Source organism: Pseudomonas sp. Irchel s3f10, from assembly GCF_900187515.1.
GTDB lineage: Bacteria > Pseudomonadota > Gammaproteobacteria > Pseudomonadales > Pseudomonadaceae > Aquipseudomonas > Aquipseudomonas tensinigenes.
On sequence record NZ_FYDZ01000012.1, the window covers coordinates 74,728 to 99,510 of the forward strand.

The following is a 24,783-nucleotide window of genomic DNA, read 5'->3' on the forward strand; positions in this document are numbered from 1 at the left end:
ATGTTCAATGACCTGAGTCGCCTCGGTAAATACCTCGGTCAGGCCGCGCGCCTGATGGTCGGCATGCCCGACTACGACACGTACGTCGAGCATATGCAAACCAAGCACCCGGACAAACCGGTGATGAGCTACGAGATGTTCTTCCGCGAACGTCAGGAAGCGCGTTACGGTGGCAAGGGTGGGCCGAAGTGCTGTTGAGCTGACAGCCTGCGGTTGATGCAATCCCCCCTGTGGGAGCGAGCCTGCTCGCGAATACGGAGTGTCAGTTGATGAATGATTTGACTGACACACCGCTTTCGCGAGCAGGCTCGCTCCCACATTTGTTTTTGTGTTGTTCATTGATTTTGTGAAGGGGATCTGTTTTGTCTTCTCCCATACCTGTAACGGTACTCAGCGGTTTCCTCGGCGCCGGCAAGACCACTTTGCTGCGCCATATTCTGAAAGCCGAGCACGGCCTGAAAATCGCCGTGATCGAAAACGAATTCAGCGATGCCGGCATCGACACTCAGTTGCTGGGTGATGAGCCGGTGCAAGTCATGACTCTGGCCAACGGCTGCGTCTGCTGCACCATTCACACCGACCTGACCAAGGCGCTGTACTTGCTGCTTGAGCGTCTGGACAGTGGCGAGATCGCCTTTGATCGTCTGGTCATCGAGTGTACCGGTCTGGCCGACCCTGCTCCGGTGGCACAGACGTTTTTCATCGACGAAGAACTGCGCGAGCGTTATCTGCTCGACGGCATCATCACCCTGGTCGATGCCGCGCACGCGGATGTACACCTGACCCAGACCATCGCCCAGGCGCAGATCGGTTTTGCCGATCGCTTGCTGGTGAGCAAGACCGATCTGGTCGATGAAGCCACGTTCAACGCGCTGAGCGGACGGCTGACGCGGATCAACCGTCGCGCGCCGATCCGTGTGGTCGAGCACGGCAGCATTGATCTGGCTGAACTGCTGGATGTGCGCGGCTTCAACCTCAACGCCGATCTTGGCGGTGGATTGAGCCTGCGCCCGGTAAGCAAGGCGCCGTCGATTGATCGTATTTCCAGTCTGGTGCTGCGTACCGATCAGCCGCTGGATATCGATCAGCTCAGCGAGTTCATGAATGAACTGCTGGAAGAACACGGCAAGCAATTGCTGCGTTACAAGGGTGTGCTGAACATTGCGGGTGAGGATCGGCGCTTGGTGTTTCAGGGCGTGTTGAAGCTTTACGGTTTCGACTGGGACACTGAATGGGCCGAGGGTGAGGCGCGGGAAAGTGTGATTGTGTTTATTGCTGATGAGTTGCCGGAAGAGAAGATTCGCGCTGGGTTTGCCAGGGTGGCTTCTGCCTGATGGGTTTGTAGTGTCAATGATGACGCCATCGCGAGCAGGCTCACTCCTACAGGGGAACGCGTTTCAAATGTAGGAGTGAGCCTGCTCGCGATAGCAATCTAACCTGCAACACAATGCTCAAGGTCTGAGCCCAGCAGGGTCTGCTCAAGATGATCCAGATGTTGATTCATCAGCATGCCTGCTTTGGAAATATCCCGAAGCTCCACTGCCTCAACCAGCGCCAAATGCTCCTGCCATGCGCAACAGCTATGCGTCTGGCACTGACTTCGCGCAATCGCCAATGATGTAAGCGGCACTAGACTGCCAAGAAAATGCGCTAACGGTGCATTCCCCGCCATTTGCGCCAATTGCAGATGAAACTCCCCGGACAAGCGAATCGCCGCACCCCGCCGATCCTGCGCGACAGCCTGACGTTCGCGCTCGATCAGCGTGCGAAGGTGCTTCAAATCGTCTGCCTGCGGACGCTGACAGGCCAGACGCACCAGCGTGCTTTCGGCCAGTCGCCGCGCATGCAGAGCCTGCCGTGTCTGCTCCCGATCGGGTGCTGCCACACGCGGTCGATGATTGGCGCGCAGCACAATGACCTGCTCAAGCGACAACTGCGTCAGCACCCGCCGCACATCGGCGCGGCTGGCGCAGAACATCTCTTTCAAGCTGTCCTCGGTAAATCGGCTGGTCGAATCGATGCGCTGTTCCAGAATCGCATCGAACAGTCGCGGATAAAGACCCTCTGCCGGTTCGCGGAGGCGGGAGAAGGGCAGGGGCGCAGTAGTCGATTGGGTTTGCGACGGTGAGGCGAAACTGTTCATGACCGGTCTCCCATTGGATCAGCGACTCAGGTTGTCTTCCGGAATATTCAACTCAATCCCCATCCGCTGACCTTCGCGCAAAATGTGCCGACGCATTTCGGCGCTGGCCTGGGCGCTGTTCTTGCTACGAATGGCGCGCACCACGGCTTCGTTTTCTTCCAAGCGCTCAGCCAGATGCTCCGGCGAATTGCGCAGCACCTCGGCGCTCTGCTTGAGGGCGTTGCTGGTCTGCTGCACCACGCTCTGGAAGATCGGATTCGACGTGAGCGTGAACAACTCTTCGTGGAAGGCGATGTAAGCGCTGACCCCGGCTTCGCTGTCACCGGCTTCAAGGGCTTCGCGCATGTCCATCAGGGTCAGGCGCAACTGGCCGACTTCCTTGCTGCTGATCGACTGCGCGACCAGGCCGACGATAAACGGCTCGAGGGTGTAACGCAGTTGCAGCACGTCCTCCAGGCTGGCGCCAGCCACCGCACTGTCGTGGCTCTGGCTGTCGCCGATTTGCGCATCAAGTACGACCACGCCTTTGCCCGGCATCGAACGGACGAGGCCGAGGGTTTCCAGAACGATCACCGCTTCACGCAGGCTCGGCCGGCTGATGCCCAATTGTTCGGCCAGTTCGCGCTGGCCCGGCAGCATGTCGCCGGAGCGCCACTGGCCACGGGCCAATGCGGCGCGCAGTTTTTCTACGACTGAGTTGACGACGGTTGATGTGGTAATCACTTGTCTCGCTCCATGTGCCTAAAGGGGCGCCGCAAACCGGGATCAAAAGATCGCCACTTGCGGCAGCGCCGATAGGGTTGAAATCAGAACTCCTGCTGGTGCGCAGGAGTTGCTGTTTTACGCGGCTGAAAGGTGTAGCCCTGCTGACCGCTGAGTACTTTGTTGGCGCGTTGCACGTCGATGTCTTTTTCCCAGCGGGCAATCGCAACCGTGGCGACGCAGTTGCCGATGAGGTTGGTGAGTGCCCGGCCGATGCCCATGAACCAGTCCACCGCCAGCACCAGCACCAGACCGACCACCGGGATCGCCGGAATCGCCGTCAGCGTGGCTGCCAGAATCACCAGTGCTGAACCGGGTATGCCGTGGGCGCCTTTGGAGGTAATCAGCGACACCAGCAGAATGGTCAGCAGATCGGTCATGGCCAGCGGCGTGCCGGTGGCATTGGCAATGAACACAATGGCCAAAGTCAGGTAGATGGAGAAACCGTCGAGGTTGAAGGAGTAGCCGGTGGGAATCACCAGACCCACGGTCGAGCTGCCGATGCCGAGGTGTTCGAGTTTGCGCATGATCTGCGGCAGCACCGCGTCGGACGAGGCGGTGCCCATGACGATCAGCAGTTCTTCACGCAGATACTTCAACAGCGGCCACATGCGCAGGCCGGAAGCGCGCATCACCAGACCGAGAATCACGCTGACGAAGGCGATGCAGGTCAGGTAGAACAAACCGACCAGACTGCCCAGATGCTGCAGGGAATCGAGGCCATATTTGCTGGTGGTGAAAGCGATGGCGCCGAACACGCCGATCGGCGCCAGACGCACGATCATGCCCATGATGCGGAAGATCACATGGCTCAGTTCGTTGATCAGTCGCGAGATCCCGGAAGCCGCTTCGCCGACCAGATTCAAGGCGCTGCCGAACAGTACCGAGAACAGCAGCACCTGCAGGATGTTGTTGTCGGCAAAGGCGCCGATCACCGAAGTCGGGATCAGGTCCATGAGGAACTGCGTGGTGGTGTGCATGTGCTGGCCGCGTTCGGCGAGATCGCCCATGTCGGCGGTCGACAGCTGCTCTAAATGAATATTCGCGCCGCTGCCAATACCGGTGCTGAAGGCGAACACCAGGCCTATCACCAAGGCGATGGTGGTCAGCACTTCAAAATAGATCACCGATTTGAGGCCGATGCGCCCGACCTTCTTCAGATCGCCGGCGCCGCTGATGCCGCTGACCACCACGCAGAACACGATCAGGCCGATGAGCATCTTGATCAGTTTGATGAAGCCGTCGCCGAGCGGTTTGAGCTGGGCCGAGTATTCAGGAAGGGTCAGCCCGCAGACGATGCCGAGCACCAGTCCGAGAACCACTTGGAGGAAGATTGAACGCGAGCACCATCTGAGCATGGGAGGAATCCTGGTCGGTGTCCTGGCTGCCGTGCGCTTAGGGCGCATCAGATTCAGGACTTAATTATTGTGGTCTTACCGGTATGTCCAGTGCGGGTGCAGTCTACGCTCGGTTTTTTCGGGATGACAAGTGAAAACAGCAAAATTGGCATGACCGGTCTGACCAGTGGCCATAGCCACGTGTAGGAGCTGCCGAAGGCTGCGATCTTTTGATCTTGTTTTTAAGATCCAGATCAAAAGATCGCAGCCTGCGGCAGCTCCTACACGGGAAATCAGGGGCGAAAAAAAACCGGCCAATCACTTGGCCGGTTTTTCATGCTGCGGACTTAACGTCGCAATTAAGCGCCGTATACCGGCAGTTTCTTGCAGATGGCTTTGACTTTCTCACGAACGGCGTCAATTACCGCTTCGTTGTTCAGGTCAGCCAGGATGTCGCAGATCCAGCCGGCCAGCTCTTTGCACTCTGCAACCTTGAAGCCGCGAGTGGTCACAGCCGGAGTACCGAAGCGCAGGCCGGAAGTGACGAACGGCGAGCGTGGATCGTTTGGCACGGAGTTCTTGTTCACGGTGATGAACGCTTTGCCCAGAGCGGCGTCAGCGTCTTTACCGGAGATGTCCTGCTTGATCAGCGACAGCAGGAACAGGTGGTTCTTGGTGCCACCGGAAACTACGTCGAAACCGCGCTCGATGAACACTTCGGCCATGGCCTGGGCGTTCAGCACCACTTGTTCCTGGTAGGCCTTGAACTCAGGCTGCAGTGCTTCCTTGAAGCAGATCGCTTTAGCGGCGATCACGTGCTCCAGCGGGCCACCCTGGGCACCCGGGAATACCGCGGAGTTCAGCTTCTTCTCGATGTCGGCGTTGGCGCGCGCCAGGATCAGGCCGCCACGTGGACCGCGCAGGGTCTTGTGCGTGGTGGTGGTCACGACGTCAGCGAAAGGCACCGGGTTCGGGTAGACACCAGCGGCAACCAGACCGGCTACGTGAGCCATGTCGACGAACAGGTAAGCGCCAACCTTGTCAGCGATTGCACGGAAGCGCGGGAAGTCGAGAATCTGCGAGTAGGCAGAGAAACCGGCGACGATCATTTTCGGCTTGTGCTCAACCGCCAGACGCTCGACTTCGTCGTAGTCGATCAGGCCGTTGGCGTCGATGCCGTACTGCACGGCGTTGTACAGCTTGCCGGAGGAGGAAACGCTGGCGCCGTGGGTCAGGTGACCACCGTGTGCCAGGCTCATGCCCAGAATGGTGTCGCCACCTTGCAGCAGGGCCAGGTAAACAGCGGCGTTGGCTTGCGAACCGGCGTGCGGCTGAACGTTGGCGTAATCGGCGCCGAACAGCTCTTTGGCGCGGTCGATGGCCAGTTGCTCAACGATGTCGACGTACTCGCAACCACCGTAGTAGCGCTTGCCTGGGTAACCTTCAGCGTACTTGTTGGTCAGGACCGAGCCTTGAGCTTCCATCACCGCTGGGCTGGTGTAGTTTTCCGAAGCGATCAGCTCAATGTGTTCTTCCTGGCGCTGAGCTTCTTGCTCCATGGCGGCAAAAAGGTCGGCGTCGTACTTGGCAATAGTCAAATCACGGCTGAACATGGCGGTCCTCAAGGATCGGGGGCAGAAAAGGGGGGCATTCTAACCCAACCGCTTTTAGAAGGGCTATGAAACACAATCAGGTTGTGGATAAGCGGGCTTCAAGCAGCAAGCCACAAGCGGCAAGTAAAAGCCGATTCGCTCTTGCTTGTCGCTCGCTACTTGAAGCTTGCAGCTTTCTTCATGTTTGATTGAACGGAGCTTTTAGCTCCTTCAATCAAACATGAAGAGCGCGTCATTACTGAACTGCGCCTCGAACCGTCCCGCCGGCATCGGCCGCCCGAACAGATAGCCCTGAACCTCATCGCAGCCATGTTCGCGCAAGAAGTCCAGCTGCTCATGGGTTTCCACACCCTCGGCGATCACCGCCAGATTCAGGCTGTGGGCCATGGCGATGATCGCCCGGGCAATCTGCGCGTCCTGCTCACCGGACGGCAAGCCATCGACAAAGGTGCGGTCGATCTTCAACACGTCGATCGGGAATTGCTTGAGGTAGTTGAGCGATGAGTAACCGGTGCCGAAGTCGTCGACCGCAATGCTCAGGCCAAGGTTTTTCAGCCCGGCGAGAATCTGCATGGCCTCGCTGACTTCACGCATCAGGATACTTTCGGTCAGCTCCAGCTCCAGACACGCCGGCGGCAGGCCGGTTTCGCGCAGGATCGTGGCGATCCGCGTGCCGAGCTGGCCGTCGGAGAACTGCCGCGCCGAGATGTTTACCGACACCTTCGGCACACGCACACGATTCTGGTGCCAGGTCTTCAACTGACGGCACGCCTCGCTGATCACCCAGTCGCCAACGTCGACCACCAGACCAAGCTCTTCGAGCACCGGAATAAAATCCCCCGGCGGCACCAGCCCGCGACGCGGATGGCGCCAGCGCAACAGCGCTTCAGCGCCGGTCAGGCGTTTGCCGTCGCCGCTGAATTGCGGCTGGTAATACAGGACGAATTCGTTCTGTTCCAAGGCATGGCGCAGGTCGCTTTCCAGCTCCAGACGCTCCAGCGCACTGGCGTTCATGTCGGCTTGATAGAACTGGAAGTTGTTCTTGCCGCGTTCCTTGGCGTGGTACATCGCGGTGTCGGCGTTCTTCATCAACTGGCTGAGTTCGTTGCCGTCCTGCGGACTCAGGGCGATGCCGATACTCGCGGTGACAAAGAACTCGCGGCCTTCAAGCACGAACGGTCGGACCAGGCTGCCGAGAATCTGTTCGGCGACATGAATCGCTCGGTTCAGCGCCATTTCGCGGCTGGAGCGATGTTGCAGCAGCAACGTGAATTCGTCGCCGCCCATGCGTGCCACGGTGTCGTCGTCGTCGACGCAGGCCAGCAGGCGCGTGGCCATGTCTTTCAACATACGGTCGCCGGCGGCGTGGCCGAGGGAGTCGTTGATCGGCTTGAAGCGGTCGAGGTCGAGGAACATCAGCACCACCCACGACTTCTGCCGTTCGGCCGATTGCAGTGCGGTGTGCAGGCGATCCTGGAACAGCGTGCGGTTCGGCAAATGGGTCAGGGCGTCGTAATAGGCGAGGCGGTGAATCCGCTGTTCGCTGGCCTTGCGCTCGCTGATGTCGCTGAAGAAGCACACATAGCTGGCCAGATCGCCTTCGTCGTCGAGCACGGCGGTGATGCCGACCCACGCCGGGTAATGCTCGCCGTTACGGCGCTTGAGCCAGACTTCGCCTTCCCAGGTGCTGTGCTGGTGCAATTGTTTGAGCACGTAGCGCAGATGCGCGTCCTGTTGTTCGTCGACGGTGAGCATGTTCGGCAACTGGTCGAGCACTTCGCTCACGGCGTAACCGCTGACGCGGCTGAACGCTTCGTTGGCTTGCACGATGTAGCCGGCCGGATCGGTGATGAGGATTGCCGAGGTGGAGTGCTCGAAAACCGTGGCGGCCATGCGCAGGTCTTTTTCGGCGCGGCGCTGCTGACTGATGTCGCGACCGACACCGAGTACGCCTTCGAACGCGCCATGCTCGTCCCATACCAGCACCAGACGCAGCTCGATCGGGATCTTGCGGCCATCGGCGCGCAGGCAGTCGAACAGGAACATTTGCGTCTGCACCTGATTACGCAACACCGCCAGTTGCTCGGGTTTGTCCAGCGCCTTGCTGACCCGATCCATCAGCGTGTAGATGCCGCTCAGTTGTTGCGGGTTGGCGATGGTCGATTGCCAGCCGTTCTGGAAAATCCACTCGGCGTCGTAACCCAGCACGGCTTGCACCGACGGGCTGACGTAGTTCAGCGAGAGCTTGCTGTCGGTGGAGAAAATCACGTCGCTGATGCTTTCGGCGAGCATGCGATAGCGCTGCTCGCTGTCACGCAGGGATTCACTCGCTTCGATCTGTTCGGTGATGTCCTTGGCCACGCCGATGATCCGCGTGACTTGATCGTGCTTGTCGCGCGCCAGAGCCTGTTCGCGAATGTCGAAACGCCGCCACTTGCCGTCGCGATGACGGAAACGCAACTGGCATTGCAGCAACTGACTGTAACCGGCGTGGCGCTGCAACTGGCGCGAGCGATGGTAGTAGTCGGCGTCTTCCGGGTGCAGCAGGATCTCCCAGAAGTACTCGCCCATCTGGTGCAGTTCGGTACGGTTGTAGCCGAGGGTCTGGCCGAGGTGGTGGTTGCTGAAAATCATCCGCTGGCTGATCACGTCCTGCACATACAGATGATCCGGCACGGTGCGCACCACGTCCGACCAGAAACCTTCGCGCTCGAGCAGCGACAGTTCGATCAGCTTGCGGCTGGTGATGTCGTTGATGCTGAGGATCACTGCTTTGTAGTCGTGCTGCTCGGTCGGCAGGCGCAACACCATCCACAGGTGCTGGTCGCGGCCATTGATGTCCGGCAGTTTGATTTCCAGTTCCAGCTGCTTTTGTTGCTGCAGCACGGCATCGAGGACTTGATTGCCGATCGCGCACTGGCGGTGCGGATGGCCGTCGATCAGCAATTGCCAGGCGTGCTCGCAGGAATTGACGTTGAGCAGTTGCAACGCGACCTGGTTGACCTCGGTGACGCGCAGTTCCTGCAACAGTTGTTGGCGCTGCTGCGGTTGGTCGAGCCAGGCCTTGAGCTGGTCGCTGGTCTGGATCTGCGCCTTGTCGAAGACCTGCTTGAGACCGGAAAGATCGAGCACGCAAAGGGCCACGCCGGTGCCTTCGAAAATGTCCTGATAACGCCGGCGGCCTTCATGCAACTGGCGCTGGCGGCGGCGCATATTCAACAGCGCAATCACCGGCAGCATCGAGAACGCCAGACCCAACAGGCATTTGCCGATAAACGCCGGGAGCAGTTCTTCGAGCACGCGCTGGCGGTCGAACAGGCCACGCAACTGCCAGTCGCTGCTGCTCAGCGGCACGGTCAGCACAGTGTTGGCCAGATCTTCTGGCGTGAGCACGCCGGGTTTGGCCGAGGGCAACGCTTCATCGCGACTGATGATTTGATGGTTGATGCGGTTTTCCACCAGCCACAGCGGACGCAAACCGGTATCACCCTGTTTGGTCAGCGAGTCGAAGAACGTCGGGGTCAGGCGCAACGCCCAATAGCCGCGGGTGCTGCCGCTAGCCTGATGGAGTAATAGATGCACCACCGAGCCGTCATCGGCGTTGCTGAAATAATGCGCCTGGGCGCGACTGCGGCGCACCAGTTCGGTCAGGTAGTTGGCGTCATCGCTGTCGACGGCGCTGTCGCTGATAATCCGCCCGGAAGGGCTGAGCAACGCCATGCTGCGCAGATCGGGCAGCGACTGCTGAAGCTTGCGCAGCAGTGCCTGCTGTTCGTCGGCTGATTGCGGCTGTTCGACGATCGGTAGCAGATTGAGGGCGATTTGCGCGTTCAGCGCCATGTTCAGGCTGACCTGTGAAGCGAGGTCGGCGGTGTAATCGATGGTGTACTGACGCTGGTTTTTCTGGGTTTCGCGCAATTGGTCGAGCAGTTGCCAGAACAGCAACGCGAGCAACAAAAGCACGAGTGTCGCCAGCGCACCCTTTAATGTACCGCGCAGGGACGAGCCGGGCGCCGGTGGGGTGCTGCTCACAGAGGCTGGCGGAGTGACATTGGACAAGCTGTAATCCTGCGGTTTGGCTGGACTGGCGCGACGTGCACTATAAGCCGGACGCCCAAAGGGCGGCTAGCATGCCTTGAGTCGTGGCGAAGTGCCAGCCCCGCGCGGCTGGACTGCCTTCCGTCATTAAGGTAGCTTTGCCGGTTACGCGGGAGCGTTCCAGCTCCTAGACTCAGACTTTTTCAGCGCGCACGCATTGATAACCATCAAGTGAACGACGCGCATGGTCTGGCCGGGCTTCGCCTGCGCTGCAATCATTCATCTGTCACTGACCCAAGGTTCTCCATGGCTCAATACGTCTTCACCATGCATCGGCTGGGCAAAGTTGTTCCGCCGAAGCGGGAAATTCTCAAAAACATTTCGCTGTCGTTCTTCCCCGGCGCCAAGATCGGCGTACTCGGCCTCAACGGTTCGGGTAAGTCCACGCTGCTGAAAATCATGGCTGGCGTCGACACCGAGTTCGAGGGCGAAGCCCGTCCGATGCCGGAGCTGAACATCGGTTATCTGCCGCAAGAGCCGCAACTTGATCCGACCAAGACCGTGCGTGAAGTGGTCGAGGAAGCGGTCAGCGTGATCAAGGATGCGCAAGCGCGTCTGGACGAGGTTTACGCCGCTTACGCCGATCCGGATGCCGACTTCGACAAGCTGGCTGCTGAACAGGCCAAGCTCGAAGCGATCCTGCAGGCCAGCGATGGTCACAACCTTGAGCGCCAACTGGAAGTCGCCGCCGATGCGCTGCGTCTGCCGGCCTGGGATGCGAAAGTAGAACACCTGTCTGGTGGTGAAAAACGTCGTGTGGCCCTGTGCCGTCTGTTGCTGTCCGCCCCGGACATGCTGCTGCTCGACGAACCAACCAACCACTTGGACGCCGATTCGGTGGCGTGGCTGGAGCACTTCCTGCACGACTTCCCGGGCACCGTGGTAGCGATCACGCACGACCGTTACTTCCTCGACAACGTCGCCGGCTGGATTCTGGAACTCGACCGCGGCGCGGGCATCCCGTACGAAGGCAACTACTCGGGTTGGCTCGAAGCCAAGTCCGATCGTCTGGCCGCTGAATCCAAGCAGCAGTCGGCGCACGAAAAAGCCATGAAGGAAGAACTGGAGTGGGTGCGCAAAGGCGCGAAAGCCCGCCAGTCGAAATCCAAGGCACGTCTGCAACGCTTCGAAGAAATGCAATCGCAGGAATTCCAGAAGCGTTCGGAAACCAACGAGATCTACATCCCGGCCGGCCCACGCCTGGGCGACAAGGTCATCGAATTCAAGAACGTCACCAAGGGCTACGGCGATCGCGTGCTGATCGACAACCTGTCGTTCGCGATGCCGAAAGGCGCCATCGTCGGCGTGATCGGTGGTAACGGTGCCGGTAAGTCGACGCTGTTCCGCATGCTGATGGGCAAGGAACAACCGGATTCGGGCAGCATCGAAGTCGGCGAAACCGTGCAACTGGCCTGCGTCGACCAGAGCCGTGATGACCTGGATGGCAGCAAGACTGTATTCCAGCAAATCTCCGACGGTTCCGACCAGATTCGCATCGGCAACTACGAGATCCCGTCGCGCACCTACGTCGGTCGCTTCAACTTCAAGGGCGGCGATCAGCAGAAGTTCGTCAAGGATCTGTCCGGTGGTGAGCGCGGTCGTCTGCACCTGGCGCTGACCCTGAAGGAGGGTGGCAACGTCCTGCTGCTCGACGAACCGTCCAACGACCTCGACGTTGAAACCCTGCGTTCCCTGGAGGAAGCCCTGCTGGACTTCCCGGGCGCCGCCATTGTGATCTCTCACGATCGGTGGTTCCTTGACCGTGTGGCCACCCACATCCTGGCGTACGAAGACGACTCGCAAGCGATCTTCTTCGAAGGCAACTACACCGAGTACGAAGCTGATCGCAAGAAGCGTCTCGGCGAAGCGGCTGCCCAGCCACACCGGGTACGTCACAAGAAACTGGCCTGATTCGGGTTGGTTGCATAAAGAGCGGAGCCTTCGGGCTCCGTTTTTTTTTGCCCGGTTCTTGTCAGCGGGACCGACGCGATCCCTTCGCGAGCAGGCTCGCTCCCACATTTGAAATGCATTCCCCTGTGGGAGCGAGCCTGCTCGCGAAAGCGGTATGACTTTTGGTGCAGATCTTAAATTTGGTCTCACCATTCAGGTGCAAAATCGGCTAAAAATCCTTCAGATTTATATCCTGTGCACCATTTAATTTCATAACTGCGACATTTTGCTCTGTTCCTGTGCGCATTTCGTTTGTTACAGTCCGGCCCAATCTCCTCCAACGACAATAAATTTGCCGAGACTTTTCCCATGATCGAATCCGTCGAATCCTTCCTTGCCCGCCTGAAAAAACGCGACCCGGATCAACCCGAATTCCACCAGGCCGTCGAAGAAGTCCTGCGCAGTCTGTGGCCTTTTCTCGAAGCCAATCCGCACTACCTGACCTCGGGAATTCTGGAGCGCATCTGCGAACCGGAGCGCGCCGTGGTGTTCCGCGTGTCGTGGGTCGACGATCAGGGCAAAGTCCAGGTCAATCGCGGTTTCCGCATCCAGATGAACAGCGCCATCGGCCCGTACAAGGGCGGCTTGCGCTTTCATCCATCGGTGAACATGGGCGTGCTGAAATTCCTCGCCTTCGAACAGACCTTCAAAAACTCGCTGACCTCGCTGCCCATGGGCGGCGGCAAGGGCGGCTCGGACTTCGATCCGAAGGGCAAGAGCGACGCCGAAGTCATGCGTTTCTGCCAGGCGTTCATGAGCGAGTTGTATCGCCACATCGGCGCCGACGTTGACGTACCCGCCGGTGACATCGGTGTCGGTGCGCGCGAGATCGGCTTCCTCTTCGGCCAGTACAAGCGCTTGAGCAACCAATTCACCAGCGTCCTCACCGGCAAGGGCATGAACTATGGCGGCAGCCTGATTCGTCCGGAAGCTACCGGTTTTGGCTGCGTCTACTTCGCTGAAGAAATGCTCAAGCGCCGCGAGCAGACCGTCGAAGGCAAACGCGTGGCGATTTCCGGTTCCGGCAACGTCGCGCAATACGCCGCACGTAAGGTTATGGACCTCGGCGGCAAGGTAATTTCCTTGTCTGACTCCGAGGGCACGCTGTACTGCGAAGCCGGGCTCAGCGAAGAGCAGTGGCTGGCGCTGTTGGAACTGAAAAACGTCAAACGCGGACGCATCAGCGAATTGGCCGCAGCATTCGGTCTGGAATTCCGCGCCGGTCAACTGCCGTGGTCGCTGCCATGCGACATCGCGCTGCCGTGCGCTACGCAGAACGAACTCGACGCTGAGGCTGCACGCACGCTGCTGCGCAATGGCTGCGTATGCGTGGCCGAAGGCGCGAACATGCCGACCACGCTGGAGGCTGTGGATATCTTTATCGAGGCCGGCATTCTGTTTGCCCCGGGCAAGGCATCCAACGCTGGCGGCGTGGCGGTGAGCGGTCTGGAGATGTCGCAGAACGCCATGCGTCTGCTGTGGACGGCGGGTGAGGTCGACAGCAAGTTGCACGCGATCATGCAGTCGATCCACCACGCTTGCGTGCATTACGGCGAAGAGAACGGGCGGATCAACTACGTCAAAGGCGCGAACATCGCCGGTTTCGTCAAAGTCGCCGACGCAATGCTCGCGCAGGGCGTGGTTTAAGCCGGTTCGATGCGGATCACTTCAATCACTTGATCGCCGGCGGGGCGCTGCCACAGCACCTCGTCGTTGAGTCGGGCGCCAAGCAGCGCCCGGCCCAGCGGTGAACCCCAATTGATCAGGCCCTTGCTCGCATCGGCCTGATCTTCGCCGACCAGTTGCACCCGGCGTTCGGTGTCGTGCTCATCGGCGTAGGTCACCCAACTGCCGATCTGCACTTTGTCTCTGGACGTTGCTGCTACGGCGACTTGTGCACTGCTCAGGCGCTGATTGAAATAACGCAAATCACGTTGCAGATCCGCCAGCCGTTGCTTGTCGGCCTGCTCACCTCTGGCCGATTGTTCGGCATGCAGGGTTTGCAGTTCGGCGACTTTCGCCTGCAACTGCGCCAGCCCTTGCGCGGTGACGTAATTAGGCTGCTCGCTGACCTGCCGTTCGACCGGCTGATCGGCTTGCGCGGCGGCGTTGTCTTCGTTGACGAATGCGCGACTCATGGTGTCCTCCTCATATGAGGTTTGGGCCATGCTCGCAGGCATTTGGTTTCACTGGATGTCCGGGAGCGACCTATTGCGAGCGATAAGCCCGCCCGGCGTCCTGGTCTTTCTGTTGCTGCCAGGCGCGCTCGCGCTCGTCCCAGTGTTCGTTGCGATACTCTTCGCGGCCCTTGTTTTCCAGCATGGCCTGACACTGGCGAAAACCGTCGGTCCAGCCTTCGGCGTACTGCTTGTCCTTGAGATAGCGCGGCACGTTCTTGCGAAACTCGCCGCTGATCGAACCGGCCGCCTGACGACCGCTGACACAACCATCATCGAAGCCGTCGGCGAAGGCAGGTGGATAACCCTTGGCGATCAAATCTTCATGGGTGGTCTGGCAACCGCCCAGCAACAGCACAACACCCAGCAAACCCGCACACCGCCACATCGCACTCTCCCGCGCCGGTTGTCCGGCTTATGGGGAAAGTCTAGAAGGGGATTCGTCGGGCGTTGGTGAAAGGCATGTGAGTAATTCGTTGAACAGCGCATTTCCCTTGTAGGAGTGAGCCTGCTCGCGATGGCGGTGTATCAGTCACAGCAACAGTGACTGATGAATTTCTATCGCGAGCAGGCTCACTCCTACAGGGGGGATGTGTTCAGGATCAGTAGTGATACCACTTCACTTCGAGCATGACCTCGGTTTCCGGCGTGGCGAGATGGCTGAACTCACGCTGCGCACTCAAACGCAAACCAAGGTTGCGCGACAACTCCCACTGCTGATTCAGACTCAGGCTGCGGCGCACTTCGCCATTGAAGAAGTAATCGCCCTTGGCCTCCAGACTGAGATTGCCCAGCGGGTTTTTCCACAACACGCCGGTATTGAAACCACCCGCCGGGGACACGAACTCGGCGAAGTCATTGTTGTGCTCAACGCGCACGGTGCCGAGGGCAAAACCCAGCACATCGTCACCCAGCGCCCACGTGCCGCCACCACCACCATTCACATGGCTGACCAGCGTTTCGTCATCATGCTTGCCCGGTACGCGCTCCAGCCCACCGGTGACCTGCCACGACAGCGGCTGCAGCAGCTCATTGCGCGGTGTCAGCGAACGAATCGTCGCCAGATCCAGTTGCTGGAACTGCCAGTGATTGCCCTCGTACTGACGCAACTTCATCTGCAGAATTTCGATCTGCGCGCCGAGCGGGAAGCTTTCGGCGTTGTCGTTGAGATCGTGATAGGCCATGCGCAAGCCGTATTCGCCGAACGCGCGATCACCACGGGTGCCGAGACCGGCTTGCCAGGTGCGTGATTCATGGCCGTCTTCCGGCAGGCCCGGTTGCGGAATTTCCAGCTCAGGCGCGGGGTTCTTGTTGATCGCCCGCAGCAGTTCGAAACTGCGCTGCGCCCGTTGCGGATCGCGTTCCTGGCCGTTGGCGCGGTAGCGTTCCAGACGATACGCCGCATCGATGATCAACGCCTGACGGTCGCGGGGCAGGGCTTTGAACGCCGGATCCTGCAACTGCTGCTGATCGGCGCTGACGTTAAGCACCCATTGCTGTTCGTCACTGTTCAATGGCTCGGCGCGGCTGAGCAGTTCGCGCTCGCGGGACGGACGATATTCAATGCTTTCCACCAGCCCGGCTTCTTTCACCGCTTTGACGGTGTCGGTGGGAATCGCGGTCAATGGGAATTGTTCGGTCAGGCGCAGGCTCGGCCGTGCCACCTGCAGCAACTCAAGCAGCCGATACGAACAGTTTTCGTCGAAGAAGAAATAGTCGAACTGGATCTGCTTCAGCTCCCACACATGCTCGACCATGCGCGCGGTTTCTTCTTGCGTCAGGTTGAGCCGGTATTCCCACAGATCACGGTTTTCCAGGCTGCGGTATTCGGAGAGTTTTTCCTGATACGGCACCAAAGCGAACAGTCCCGGATAGCCGCCCATCAAACCTTTCCAGGCATACAGAATGCTGTTGTCCGAACCTTCGATGTAGGCGCCGAAGTTGATTGCGTAGCTGAGCAGCGAGGTCTTGTCGGACTGCACGTCAGCCTGATCGATACGCAGCAGGGTGTGACCGAACATCGATGACGGACTGTTCAAGTAAGCCGCCGGGAAGATCATCACCGCGCTGTGCGGCGAGACATCCTTGAACCATTTCTTGTATTCGGCGCATGCCGGTGTCGGTAGATCGCTGAGATTGAGTTGCGTTTTCAGCCAGCGAGTACGCGCCGGATAAACACACTGCGCATGTTGCTCGCCAAGACTGGCCGGGGCGTACAGCGCTTGCACGGTGGCCGCCAGTTCATGATCGGGATGTTCATTGCCATCGGGCGCGAGAAAGAACTTCTTGTCGCTGACATAGCTGCGCCAGCCACCAAGCTTGGCGGTTTCGTAATGACCGAGGGAAATCCAGAAGCGGTCGTTGGCCAGTTGCTGCAAACGTTGAGGGTCGATGGTTGGCGCGGCGGACAGCGGGGCGCAGACACAGAGCGCCAGCCAGGCAAGGCGTTTGAGCATAGTCGGCAACTTGAACAGGAAAGAAATAAAGACCCAAGGAGGGCGGGCCGAAAAAACAAAACCCGCTTCCCGAAGGAAGCGGGCGAGGTCGAGCTTAAGCCTGAGTTGCGTACTTGGCCAGACGAGGGTCCGATTTCAGTACGGCCAGGGTGTTGGTATGCACGTCTTCAGCGGTCACGTCAGCCTTGCTGAAGATCTGCTGGAAGTGCTCGTGAGTCACGGCAGCGAAGTGCGCACGGTCTTCCGGCGCCACGCCCAGTACCACGGCGTAAGTCGTCAGCGCTTCGCCGTTGCCTTTAGCCATGTCTTCGGACAGCTCGTTCATCATGCCATTCATGGCAAACCAGGATTTGCCGCCGTAGGTCAGCGAAGCGTTGGTCGAGCAGCCGTTGGTGCCGGACGTCATCCCGAAGGTGGCGTTACCGGAAGTGCCGTTGGTGGTGGAAGCGAGGAAGTGAGCAGGGGTGCCACGCTGACCTTCGAACAGCATGTTGCCCCAACCGCAATCCGGGCCGCCTGGAGCTTGCGCCATTGCGTTGATGGATACAGCGGTGAAGAGAGTACCGAGAAGAATCCGTTTCATAGCTTTTTTCTCTTTGTGTGCATACCAATGGACAGGGTTCTGGCCCCCAAGCTCTGTACAAGACAGACCCAAACGAAGCCAGTGGGCCGGTATTAGTTCCAGCCGCGCAGTTTGGAGTTTAGGCACGTTCCAGGGGTTCCGTGGTTTTTTGCAAAATATTTGGAATAAACCCCGGTTTCAGGGGGCGGGCCGCAGGCTTGGCCGGTTGTCTATGCTTTGTAGTGTGGCGCGCCTTGCCAGTGGGGCACGGGCAGCGCCAGAATGCCGCTATCTGCCCCGCCTGATTGTTAAGGAAGCCCGATGCCTGATCCTGTTGCTGCCAGCTTGCGTCTCGCGCCCGAAGCGCTGACCCGTCCGTTTTCCGCTGAACAGTTCAGCTTCACTACCACCAATGATCTGGAGCCCTTTCGCGGTGTGCTCGGCCAGGAACGCGCGGTCGAAGCCTTGCAGTTCGGTGTGGCGATGCCACGCCCCGGTTACAACGTTTTCGTCATGGGCGAGCCCGGCACTGGTCGTTTCTCGTTCGTCAAACGCTACCTGAAAGCCGAAGGCAAACGCCTGCAGACCCCGGCGGACTGGGTCTACGTCAACAATTTCGACGAGCCACGCGAACCGCGCGCCCTGGAACTGCCTTCGGGCACTGCCGGTGCATTCATCGGTGACATCAACGGTTTGATCGACAACCTGCTGGCGACGTTTCCGGCAGTCTTCGAGCACCCGTCCTACCAGCAGAAGAAGAGTGCCATCGACCGCGCCTTCAACCAGCGCTACGACAAGGCGCTCGACATCATCGAGCGTCTGGCCCTGGAAAAAGACGTCGCCCTGTACCGCGACGCCAGCAACATCGCCTTCACGCCGATGCTCGATGGCAAAGCGCTGGACGAAGCCGAATTCGCCCAGTTGCCGGAAGCCGATCGCGAGCGTTTCCACGATGACATTTCCGGTCTCGAAGAGCGCCTGAACGAAGAACTCGCCAGCCTGCCGCAGTGGAAGCGTGAGTCGAACAATCAACTGCGCTCGCTTAACGAAGAAACCATCACCCTGGCCTTGCAGCCGTTGCTGTCGCCGTTGTCGGAGAAGTACGCCGAGAACGCTGCGGTCTGCGGTTATCTGCAAGCGATGCAGGTTTACCTGCTGAAAACCGTGGTCGAGCAACTGGTCGATGACAGCAAAACCGACGCCGTTGCGCGCAAGCTGCTGGAAGAGCAATACGCGCCAAGCCTGGTGGTCGGCCATCCGGTGAGTGGCGGTGCGCCGGTGGTGTTCGAGCCCCACCCGACTTACGAAAACCTCTTCGGTCGTATTGAATACACCACCGATCAGGGCGCGCTTTACACCACCTATCGCCAGTTGCGTCCGGGCGCCTTGCACCGCGCCAATGGCGGTTTCCTGATTCTTGAAGCGGAAAAAATGCTCAGCGAGCCGTTCGTGTGGGATGCGCTGAAACGCGCCCTGCAATCGCGCAAGCTGAAAATGGAATCACCGCTGGGCGAGATGGGCCGTTTCGCCACCGTGACGCTTAACCCGCAGCACATCCCGTTGCAGGTCAAAGTCATCATCATCGGTGCGCGGTCGCTGTACTACACGCTGCAAGACCTTGACCCGGACTTCCAGGAGATGTTCCGCGTCCTCGTGGATTTCGACGAAGACATCCCGATGGTCGACGAGAGCCTGGAGCAATTCGCCCAGCTGTTGAAAACACGGACTTCGGAAGAAGGCATGGCGCCGCTGACTGCCGACGCAGTAGCGCGTCTGGCGACTTACAGCGCACGACTGGCCGAACACCAAGGGCGTTTGTCGGCGCGCATTGGCGATCTGTTCCAGTTGGTCAGCGAGGCGGATTTCATTCGTCATCTGGCCGGCGATGAAATGACCGATGCCGGGCACATCGAACGTGCGCTGAAAGCCAAAGCCACGCGCACCGGGCGTGTGTCGGCGCGGATTCTCGACGACATGCTCGCCGGGATCATCCTGATCGACACCGATGGCGCCGCTGTCGGCAAGTGCAACGGGCTGACCGTGCTCGAAGTCGGCGATTCGGCGTTTGGTGTGCCGGCGCGGATTTCCGCCACGGTGTACCCGGGCGGCAGCGGCATCGTTGACATCGAGCGTGAGGTCAACCTTGGGCAGCCGATCCACTCCAAAGGCGTGATGATCCTCACCGGGTATCTGGGCAGCCGTTACGCCCAGGAATTCCCGCTGGCGATTTCCGCGAGCATCGCACTGGAGCAATCCTACGGTTACGTCGATGGCGACAGTGCGTCGCTGGGCGAGGCGTGCACGCTGATTTCGGCGCTGTCGAAAACCCCGCTCAAGCAGTGCTTCGCGATCACCGGTTCGATCAACCAGTTCGGTGAAGTGCAGGCGGTGGGCGGGGTCAACGAGAAGATCGAAGGCTTCTTCCGCCTCTGCGAAGCACGCGGCTTGACCGGCGAGCAGGGCGCGATCATTCCGCAGGCCAACGTCGCCACGCTGATGCTCGATGAGAAAGTACTGGCGGCGGTGCGTGCCGGGCAGTTCCACGTGTACGCGGTGCGTCAGGCCGACGAGGCGTTGAGTCTGTTGGTGGGCGAACCGGCCGGTGAGCCGAATGCCGATGGCGAATTCCCGGAAGGCAGCATCAACGCACGGGTGGTCGAGCGTCTGCGCGACATCGCCGAGATGATCAGCGAAGAAGACCTCAAGGAAGCCGAGAAGGAGTTGGCGCAGGAGGCTTTGGCCGAAGCCAAACCGGCTTAAGCCTGGCGCGGTCAAACTGTAGGAGTGAGCCTGCTCGCGATAGCGGAGTGTCAGTCGGCGAATAAGTTGCCTGGTTCACTGCTATCGCGAGCAGGCTCACTCCTACATTTGTTTTGTGGTGATCTTCGGGAAATCGCCACAACTCTGACGCCAATATTCACACAATGACCATTCGGCGCCTTCTGGTTCCATTCGGCTTGCGCAGCGGACTTTTCTTCTATTCTCAGCTCAAGGATATCGACAGTATCACTGGATCGAGCCAGTCCTCCCGTGGGGGCTGAATACCGGCTTCACCGAGGGTCGCCGCCATGTCGCGCAACCTCTGTCTCACCCGTCAGTGCCTGGGTCTGGTGACCCGAATCGAATGCGCCATCAAGCCGTTGGCTGGCGATAACGGCATGTGGACGCTGCTCTTCGCGGCCGGCATGGCCGGCGAACAACCTTCCGCCATTAAAGCCCAGGGCCCGTTTCATGGGCCGGTCGCCGCCGAATCGATACTCGACACCATCGTTGAAAGCCTGACCTTGCATGGCTACGAACTGGCCGACGATCCGCAGATCTGGAGCCTGCACCTGCAAGCTCAACTGCGACAGATCAACGGTGGCCGTGGCCGCAGTCTGAATTAGGATCTACGCCTGTAGGAGCTGTCGCGGGCTGCGATCTTCTGATCTGGCTCTTCAAGGCGCAGTCTCAGGCACCTGCGCCTTGTCGAGTTTGACCTCAAAGCCGTATTGCACGGTGGCAAGGTCAGTTCGCTGATAGGTTTCCACGTGGGTCGGGCGGCCATAAAAGTAATGCACGCCAAACAACGCCGGGCCTTCTGCGCTCGCATCGTGGCTGACCGAGAGGATCTGCTTGAGGTAGTTGCCACTGTCGTCTTTGACGAAGAATCGCCATTCGTTGGGCGGGAACAGTTTCAGATCCACCACCAATTGGTTGTTCTTGATCTCCAGGCCTTTGGGCAAGGATTTGGCGTCGTATGCCTGTTTGGCGACCGTGGCGAGAAACAACGGCATTGAGCCAACGGCAATCGCCGGGGTTTCCGGGAACAGGTTCAGGTCGTAAGTGATCGTCGCGCGCAGCGGATCGACTTGATAGGCCTCGGGCGGCAGTTCGATCGGTTCATCGAGCTTGCCACCGCGCTTTTCGGTAAAGAACGTGACCGGACTGACGCCCGGACTGAAGTCATCGCCCAGCAATTCATCGTTGAACGTGCGGCGATGGGAGAACTCGATGCGCGCGGCGCTCGGTTCTTCCACGGATTGATGGATGCGAATGCCGGCCTTCAGTTGTTCTTCGGTCAGGCTCGCCCCCTTGAGCCAGTTAACCGCCTGATCGTCGTACACCGTCACCGACGGATCCAGTGACTGGATGGTTTTCTCCGTGGTGTGCTGATTGAACGTGCGAATCGGCAGATCCAGCGGTTTACGCGTCACGGTCGCCGAGGAAAAATCCAGCACGCTGACTTCCAGGGTATCGATCGGGCCGTTGAAATAGACCTTGTTGTAGCGACGTGGATGTTTCTCCTCGAATGCCTGCTGCTCTTGCGTGAGCTGCTTTTCCAGCGTATCGCTCCAGCTCTTCTGCTGTTGCAGGTACGCCAGTTGTTTCTGGTAGAAGGCCACTTGCTCCGGGCTTTCGTTGATCGAGCCGGCGCGCACCAGATATTGCCCGGTTTTGTCCCGGGCCTGGACGATCAGCGGATTGAGCTGGGCCTCTGCGACCTCCGCTGCCAGTGGCAAGGTGTTGCTGAATTCGACTTCGGCGTAGTTGCTTTCAAGTTTCAGCAGTTTGACGCTGAGATTGTCATTACTGCGGGTCTGGCCGACGTCCTTTTGCGTCAGGTCGAAGCTGTACAGGCGACGCGGTGCAATGACTTCGATCTGGCCTTGCAGGCTGACCGGTTGCGGCAGGGACTTCTTGTCCACGTTCAGCCCATCAATGAACGGGTAGGTCACGGTCAGGTCATCGGGGTTGGTGACGTTGGAGCTGGAAGGGCTGAGCTGAATGCCAGGATCGGTTTCTGACCATTCCGGCTGATAGGCGATCACACGTTTGTTGCTCAAGGTCACTGACTGCCATTCCACGCCATGGGGGAACAGGAAGCCGCCGGGAATGTTCAGGTTGAACGGGAACACCGGTTGCAGATCGGTGAGGTAATCGGAGCTGGCGTCCTTGTGCAGCACGAACAGGCCATTGATAAAAGTGTCGACCAGGGTCTGCGGGGCAGGGTAGTGCTTGAGCACGGCGAGGGCGTCTTCGCCGTATTCGGTGCGCGGTGGATTGTCGCTGAGTTTGAGTTGCGCCCGTTCGAGCAGCAGCAGTGAGCCGCCGAGTTCGGTGATGGCGTCCTTGAGTTTCGAATCGGTGATGGCGTCCAGCGCCTGTTCGAACTTTGCGGTCTTTTCTTCAAGGCTGGCGACGTGCTTCTCGTCGCCGGGCGAGCAGCCGCTGAGCAACACAGCAAGGCATATTAGGGCGGTCGTTATTGGTAAGCGCACATCCATTTCCACGCGTCCTGTCTACAGTCACTGGGCTGTCAATGGTTTGGACACTAGCAGAAAAAAAATCACCCACACACGCAGGTGGCGGATTTTTCGGCGGTTTCTGGCTGTCATAGCGGGCTGTTATACTCGCCGCCATTTCCAGCCCCCTTGTGTGAGATTCAATGGAACGCTTTATCGAAAATGCAATGTACGCCTCGCGCTGGCTGCTGGCGCCGATCTATATCGGGCTGTCCCTCGGGCTGCTGGCGCTGGCACTGAAATTTTTCCAGGAAGTTTTCCACATCCTGCCCAACGTCTTCTCAATGGCTGAATCGGAATTGATTCTGGTGCTGCTGTCGCTGATCGACATGGCGCTGGTCGGCGGCCTGCTGGTGATGGTGATGATTTCCGGCTACGAGAACTTCGTCTCTGAACTGAACATCGATGAAGGCAAGGAAAAGCTCAGCTGGCTCGGCACCATGGACTCGTCGTCGCTGAAGATGAAAGTCGCCGCTTCGATCGTGGCGATTTCCTCGATCCACTTGCTGCGCATCTTCATGGACGCCAAGAACGTCGATCCCGAGCACTTGATGTGGTACGTGATCATCCACATGACCTTCGTCGTTTCGGCGTTCGCCATGGGTTACCTGGACAAGGTCACCAAGCACTGATCAACCGTTGATCGCTGCAAAAACACCGCCCGTCTGTTGCGAAACAGACGGGCGGTGTCGTTTGTGGCTTGTGCTTTGGTGTGCGCAGGCTTATCCCTGTAGAAGTCCTGACTCGCCACGTTGTGAGGTGCGTTCATGAACCTGCAAGAGTTGAATGCGTTTGCCATCGCCAGGAAGGTTGATGAGTTGAACCTGATCTCCATGGAAGGCGGGATCTATTTGCTCGAAGCACGGATGCATGGGGCGGCATATCCGTTGAGTGATCTCAAAGGCAATATGCTGACGCTACGCTCGGTTGAGCATGCGCGGGATTTGCTGCATGCCTTTCCGGTGTTGCCCTTCAACCTTGTACACACCTCGGTGCACGATGAAATGTGTGGCTTGGGCCCCAGTGGCGAGGAAAGCCTGAAGGTGCCGCTGGCCTGGCGTTCTGCCCTGTAGGCGTTGCGCGCCATCGCCGGAACATCTGTGCTAGTCTGCTCGCCCTTTTGGTTCCGGGCGCGCCGGGACGCGCTGTGCACGCACGGCAAGTCTTGTGGCCGTCCGCACAGCGGAGCAGTGTCATGTCCGAAGTAAATCTGTCCACCGACGAAACCCGCGTCAGCTACGGCATCGGCCGTCAGTTGGGTGACCAGCTGCGCGACAACCCGCCACCGGGCGTTAGCCTGGACGCGATCCTGGCTGGCCTGACCGACGCGTTCGCCGGTAAGGAAAGCCGTGTGGGTCAGGAAGAAATGTCCGCCAGCTTCAAAGTGATCCGCGAGATCATGCAAGCCGAAGCCGCTGCCAAAGCTGAAGCCGCTGCAGGCGAAGGCCTGGCTTTCCTGGCTGAAAACGCCAAGCGTGACGGCATCACCACCCTGGCTTCCGGCCTGCAATTCGAAGTGCTGACTCAGGGCGAAGGCGCCAAGCCGACCCGTGAAGATCAAGTGCGTACTCACTACCACGGCACACTGATCGACGGCACTGTGTTCGACAGCTCCTACGAGCGTGGCCAGCCTGCAGAATTCCCGGTTGGCGGCGTGATCGCTGGCTGGACCGAAGCCCTGCAACTGATGAATGCCGGCAGCAAATGGCGTCTGTACGTGCCGAGCGAACTGGCTTACGGCGCTCAAGGCGTTGGCAGCATCCCGCCGCACAGCGTTCTGGTATTCGACGTCGAGCTGCTGGACGTTCTGTAAGACCGGGCCTGCCTTGATGGCGGGCTAATGTAGGAGTGAGCCTGCTCGCGATGGCGTTTTTCAGTCGACTGATTTGTTGTCTGACCCACCGCTATCGCGAGCAGGCTCACTCCTACAGTTTTAAAGCGTTTCATAGTTCTATTTTGTGATGCAGTTCACTGGTCGGGCGCAACGCCCGGGCATAGCAGAACAGAAACAGATTGCGCACCAGCTCCTTGAGCACCAGCGGTTCGCTGGAATTCAGGCTGCTGACGTCCAGATCCCCTTGGTCTTGCAGCTCATGCAGGGCTTCTTCTTCAAGCACCGCACAGACCTCGCCGGTTTCCCGATGGAGGATTCTGAGGTAAGGATGTGGGCGGTCCAGCCAGGCGTCGATCAAATAAGTCATGGTTCTCATCTCCTTGAAAGGTTTCAATGAGAATAATTCTTATTCATCAAATAGCAAGCGTCTATTGGCGAATTCTGAAATTTTCCGGGTAAAGATTGCGTAAGGTCAAAACGGCTGGCGTTTGGCTATTGCTTGGTTTTGCTGGGGCGGAGCGGGGAGGGCGAAGCTCCATCCCACGGCAGGCGCGGGATGGATGACA

20 protein-coding genes are annotated in these 24,783 nt (G+C 59.2%); 9 read left to right on the forward strand and 11 right to left on the reverse strand.

Features of this window, described 5'->3' with window-relative positions:
* Positions 1–198: a YbdD/YjiX family protein gene (locus tag CKW17_RS22360; RefSeq protein WP_003228401.1), complete on the forward strand. Its 198-nt coding sequence runs from the start codon at positions 1–3 to the stop codon at positions 196–198.
* 164 nt (positions 199–362) lie between these two features.
* Positions 363–1,334 (forward strand): GTPase, encoded by a 972-nt coding sequence (yjiA, locus tag CKW17_RS22365; protein WP_095121701.1) that lies wholly within the window; start codon positions 363–365, stop codon positions 1,332–1,334.
* Between the two features lie 98 nt (positions 1,335–1,432).
* Here yjiA and CKW17_RS22370 read toward each other — a convergent pair whose 3' ends face one another.
* The 5 genes from CKW17_RS22370 to morA all read right to left on the reverse strand — a co-directional run bounded on the left by CKW17_RS22370 (position 1,433) and on the right by morA (position 9,914).
* Positions 1,433–2,143 carry a GntR family transcriptional regulator gene (locus CKW17_RS22370; protein WP_095121703.1) on the reverse strand — a complete coding sequence of 237 codons (711 nt, stop codon included), beginning with the start codon at positions 2,141–2,143 and terminating at the stop codon, positions 1,433–1,435.
* An 18-nt stretch (positions 2,144–2,161) separates the two neighbouring features.
* A complete protein-coding gene (locus CKW17_RS22375) occupies positions 2,162–2,866 on the reverse strand; it encodes a FadR/GntR family transcriptional regulator (RefSeq protein ID WP_095121705.1) in 705 nt (234 codons plus the stop codon).
* A gap of 83 nt (positions 2,867–2,949) precedes the next feature.
* Positions 2,950–4,263, reverse strand: a complete 1,314-nt coding sequence (locus tag CKW17_RS22380) for a C4-dicarboxylate transporter DctA (RefSeq protein WP_095121707.1) — start codon at positions 4,261–4,263, stop codon at positions 2,950–2,952.
* Positions 4,264–4,601: 338 nt separating this feature from the next.
* A complete protein-coding gene (gene glyA / locus CKW17_RS22390; protein WP_077574612.1) occupies positions 4,602–5,855 on the reverse strand; it encodes a serine hydroxymethyltransferase in 1,254 nt (417 codons plus the stop codon).
* 210 nt (positions 5,856–6,065) lie between these two features.
* A complete protein-coding gene (morA, locus tag CKW17_RS22395) occupies positions 6,066–9,914 on the reverse strand; it encodes a cyclic di-GMP receptor MorA (RefSeq protein ID WP_095121709.1) in 3,849 nt (1,282 codons plus the stop codon).
* Positions 9,915–10,199: 285 nt separating this feature from the next.
* Between morA and ettA the strand changes: the two genes are divergently transcribed.
* Both ettA and gdhA read left to right on the forward strand, forming a co-directional pair.
* Positions 10,200–11,864, forward strand: coding sequence for an energy-dependent translational throttle protein EttA (gene ettA, locus CKW17_RS22400; RefSeq protein WP_095121711.1), 1,665 nt, complete (start codon positions 10,200–10,202; stop codon positions 11,862–11,864).
* Positions 11,865–12,212: 348 nt separating this feature from the next.
* Positions 12,213–13,550: an NADP-specific glutamate dehydrogenase gene (gdhA, locus tag CKW17_RS22405; protein ID WP_095121713.1), complete on the forward strand. Its 1,338-nt coding sequence runs from the start codon at positions 12,213–12,215 to the stop codon at positions 13,548–13,550.
* On the opposite strand, the gene CKW17_RS22410 is transcribed toward gdhA, so the two are convergent.
* The 4 genes from CKW17_RS22410 to CKW17_RS22425 form a co-directional block, all read right to left on the reverse strand.
* Complete coding sequence (locus CKW17_RS22410; RefSeq protein ID WP_095121715.1) at positions 13,547–14,041, reverse strand: GreA/GreB family elongation factor; 495 nt, start codon at positions 14,039–14,041, stop codon at positions 13,547–13,549. The genes gdhA and CKW17_RS22410 overlap by 4 nt on opposite strands.
* Positions 14,042–14,111: 70 nt before the next feature.
* Positions 14,112–14,468 (reverse strand): hypothetical protein, encoded by a 357-nt coding sequence (locus tag CKW17_RS22415; RefSeq protein ID WP_095121717.1) that lies wholly within the window; start codon positions 14,466–14,468, stop codon positions 14,112–14,114.
* 214 nt (positions 14,469–14,682) lie between these two features.
* Positions 14,683–16,536: a DUF4105 domain-containing protein gene (locus CKW17_RS22420; RefSeq protein WP_095121719.1), complete on the reverse strand. Its 1,854-nt coding sequence runs from the start codon at positions 16,534–16,536 to the stop codon at positions 14,683–14,685.
* 94 nt (positions 16,537–16,630) lie between these two features.
* Positions 16,631–17,119: a DUF3015 domain-containing protein gene (locus CKW17_RS22425; protein ID WP_007909797.1), complete on the reverse strand. Its 489-nt coding sequence runs from the start codon at positions 17,117–17,119 to the stop codon at positions 16,631–16,633.
* A 300-nt stretch (positions 17,120–17,419) separates the two neighbouring features.
* Here CKW17_RS22425 and CKW17_RS22430 point away from each other — a divergent pair, with 300 nt between their 5' ends.
* Positions 17,420–19,858, forward strand: coding sequence for a Lon protease family protein (locus CKW17_RS22430; protein ID WP_095121721.1), 2,439 nt, complete (start codon positions 17,420–17,422; stop codon positions 19,856–19,858).
* Positions 19,859–20,166: 308 nt separating this feature from the next.
* On the forward strand, positions 20,167–20,484 hold the full coding sequence (locus tag CKW17_RS22435) for a hypothetical protein (RefSeq protein ID WP_095121723.1): 318 nt from the start codon (positions 20,167–20,169) through the stop codon (positions 20,482–20,484).
* A 51-nt stretch (positions 20,485–20,535) separates the two neighbouring features.
* Here the strand turns inward: CKW17_RS22435 and CKW17_RS22440 are convergent, their stop codons facing one another.
* Complete coding sequence (locus tag CKW17_RS22440) at positions 20,536–22,365, reverse strand: hypothetical protein (protein ID WP_095121725.1); 1,830 nt, start codon at positions 22,363–22,365, stop codon at positions 20,536–20,538.
* A 161-nt stretch (positions 22,366–22,526) separates the two neighbouring features.
* Between CKW17_RS22440 and CKW17_RS22445 the strand changes: the two genes are divergently transcribed.
* From CKW17_RS22445 to CKW17_RS22455, 3 genes are all read left to right on the forward strand, one after another.
* Complete coding sequence (locus CKW17_RS22445) at positions 22,527–23,015, forward strand: TIGR00645 family protein (RefSeq protein WP_007909801.1); 489 nt, start codon at positions 22,527–22,529, stop codon at positions 23,013–23,015.
* Positions 23,016–23,150: 135 nt separating this feature from the next.
* Positions 23,151–23,456 (forward strand): DUF6482 family protein, encoded by a 306-nt coding sequence (locus CKW17_RS22450; RefSeq protein ID WP_095121727.1) that lies wholly within the window; start codon positions 23,151–23,153, stop codon positions 23,454–23,456.
* 122 nt (positions 23,457–23,578) lie between these two features.
* A complete protein-coding gene (locus CKW17_RS22455; RefSeq protein WP_008078561.1) occupies positions 23,579–24,196 on the forward strand; it encodes an FKBP-type peptidyl-prolyl cis-trans isomerase in 618 nt (205 codons plus the stop codon).
* A gap of 130 nt (positions 24,197–24,326) precedes the next feature.
* On the opposite strand, the gene CKW17_RS22460 is transcribed toward CKW17_RS22455, so the two are convergent.
* Positions 24,327–24,584 carry a hypothetical protein gene (locus CKW17_RS22460; protein ID WP_034153845.1) on the reverse strand — a complete coding sequence of 86 codons (258 nt, stop codon included), beginning with the start codon at positions 24,582–24,584 and terminating at the stop codon, positions 24,327–24,329.
* Positions 24,585–24,783 lie beyond the last annotated feature (199 nt).

Excerpts from the sequence above, each read along its gene's own strand:
- CKW17_RS22360 (WP_003228401.1), top strand. The coding sequence starts at position 1 with ATGTTCAATGACCTGAGTCGCCTCGGTAAATACCTCGGTCAGGCCGCG.
- CKW17_RS22370 (WP_095121703.1), bottom strand. The coding sequence starts at position 2,143 with ATGAACAGTTTCGCCTCACCGTCGCAAACCCAATCGACTACTGCGCCC.
- CKW17_RS22380 (WP_095121707.1), bottom strand. The coding sequence starts at position 4,263 with ATGCTCAGATGGTGCTCGCGTTCAATCTTCCTCCAAGTGGTTCTCGGA.
- glyA (WP_077574612.1), bottom strand. The coding sequence starts at position 5,855 with ATGTTCAGCCGTGATTTGACTATTGCCAAGTACGACGCCGACCTTTTT.
- ettA (WP_095121711.1), top strand. The coding sequence starts at position 10,200 with ATGGCTCAATACGTCTTCACCATGCATCGGCTGGGCAAAGTTGTTCCG.
- gdhA (WP_095121713.1), top strand. The coding sequence starts at position 12,213 with ATGATCGAATCCGTCGAATCCTTCCTTGCCCGCCTGAAAAAACGCGAC.
- CKW17_RS22410 (WP_095121715.1), bottom strand. The coding sequence starts at position 14,041 with ATGAGTCGCGCATTCGTCAACGAAGACAACGCCGCCGCGCAAGCCGAT.
- CKW17_RS22415 (WP_095121717.1), bottom strand. The coding sequence starts at position 14,468 with ATGTGGCGGTGTGCGGGTTTGCTGGGTGTTGTGCTGTTGCTGGGCGGT.
- CKW17_RS22420 (WP_095121719.1), bottom strand. The coding sequence starts at position 16,536 with ATGCTCAAACGCCTTGCCTGGCTGGCGCTCTGTGTCTGCGCCCCGCTG.
- CKW17_RS22425 (WP_007909797.1), bottom strand. The coding sequence starts at position 17,119 with ATGAAACGGATTCTTCTCGGTACTCTCTTCACCGCTGTATCCATCAAC.
- CKW17_RS22430 (WP_095121721.1), top strand. The coding sequence starts at position 17,420 with ATGCCTGATCCTGTTGCTGCCAGCTTGCGTCTCGCGCCCGAAGCGCTG.
- CKW17_RS22435 (WP_095121723.1), top strand. The coding sequence starts at position 20,167 with ATGTCGCGCAACCTCTGTCTCACCCGTCAGTGCCTGGGTCTGGTGACC.
- CKW17_RS22440 (WP_095121725.1), bottom strand. The coding sequence starts at position 22,365 with ATGGATGTGCGCTTACCAATAACGACCGCCCTAATATGCCTTGCTGTG.
- CKW17_RS22445 (WP_007909801.1), top strand. The coding sequence starts at position 22,527 with ATGGAACGCTTTATCGAAAATGCAATGTACGCCTCGCGCTGGCTGCTG.
- CKW17_RS22450 (WP_095121727.1), top strand. The coding sequence starts at position 23,151 with ATGAACCTGCAAGAGTTGAATGCGTTTGCCATCGCCAGGAAGGTTGAT.
- CKW17_RS22455 (WP_008078561.1), top strand. The coding sequence starts at position 23,579 with ATGTCCGAAGTAAATCTGTCCACCGACGAAACCCGCGTCAGCTACGGC.
- CKW17_RS22460 (WP_034153845.1), bottom strand. The coding sequence starts at position 24,584 with ATGACTTATTTGATCGACGCCTGGCTGGACCGCCCACATCCTTACCTC.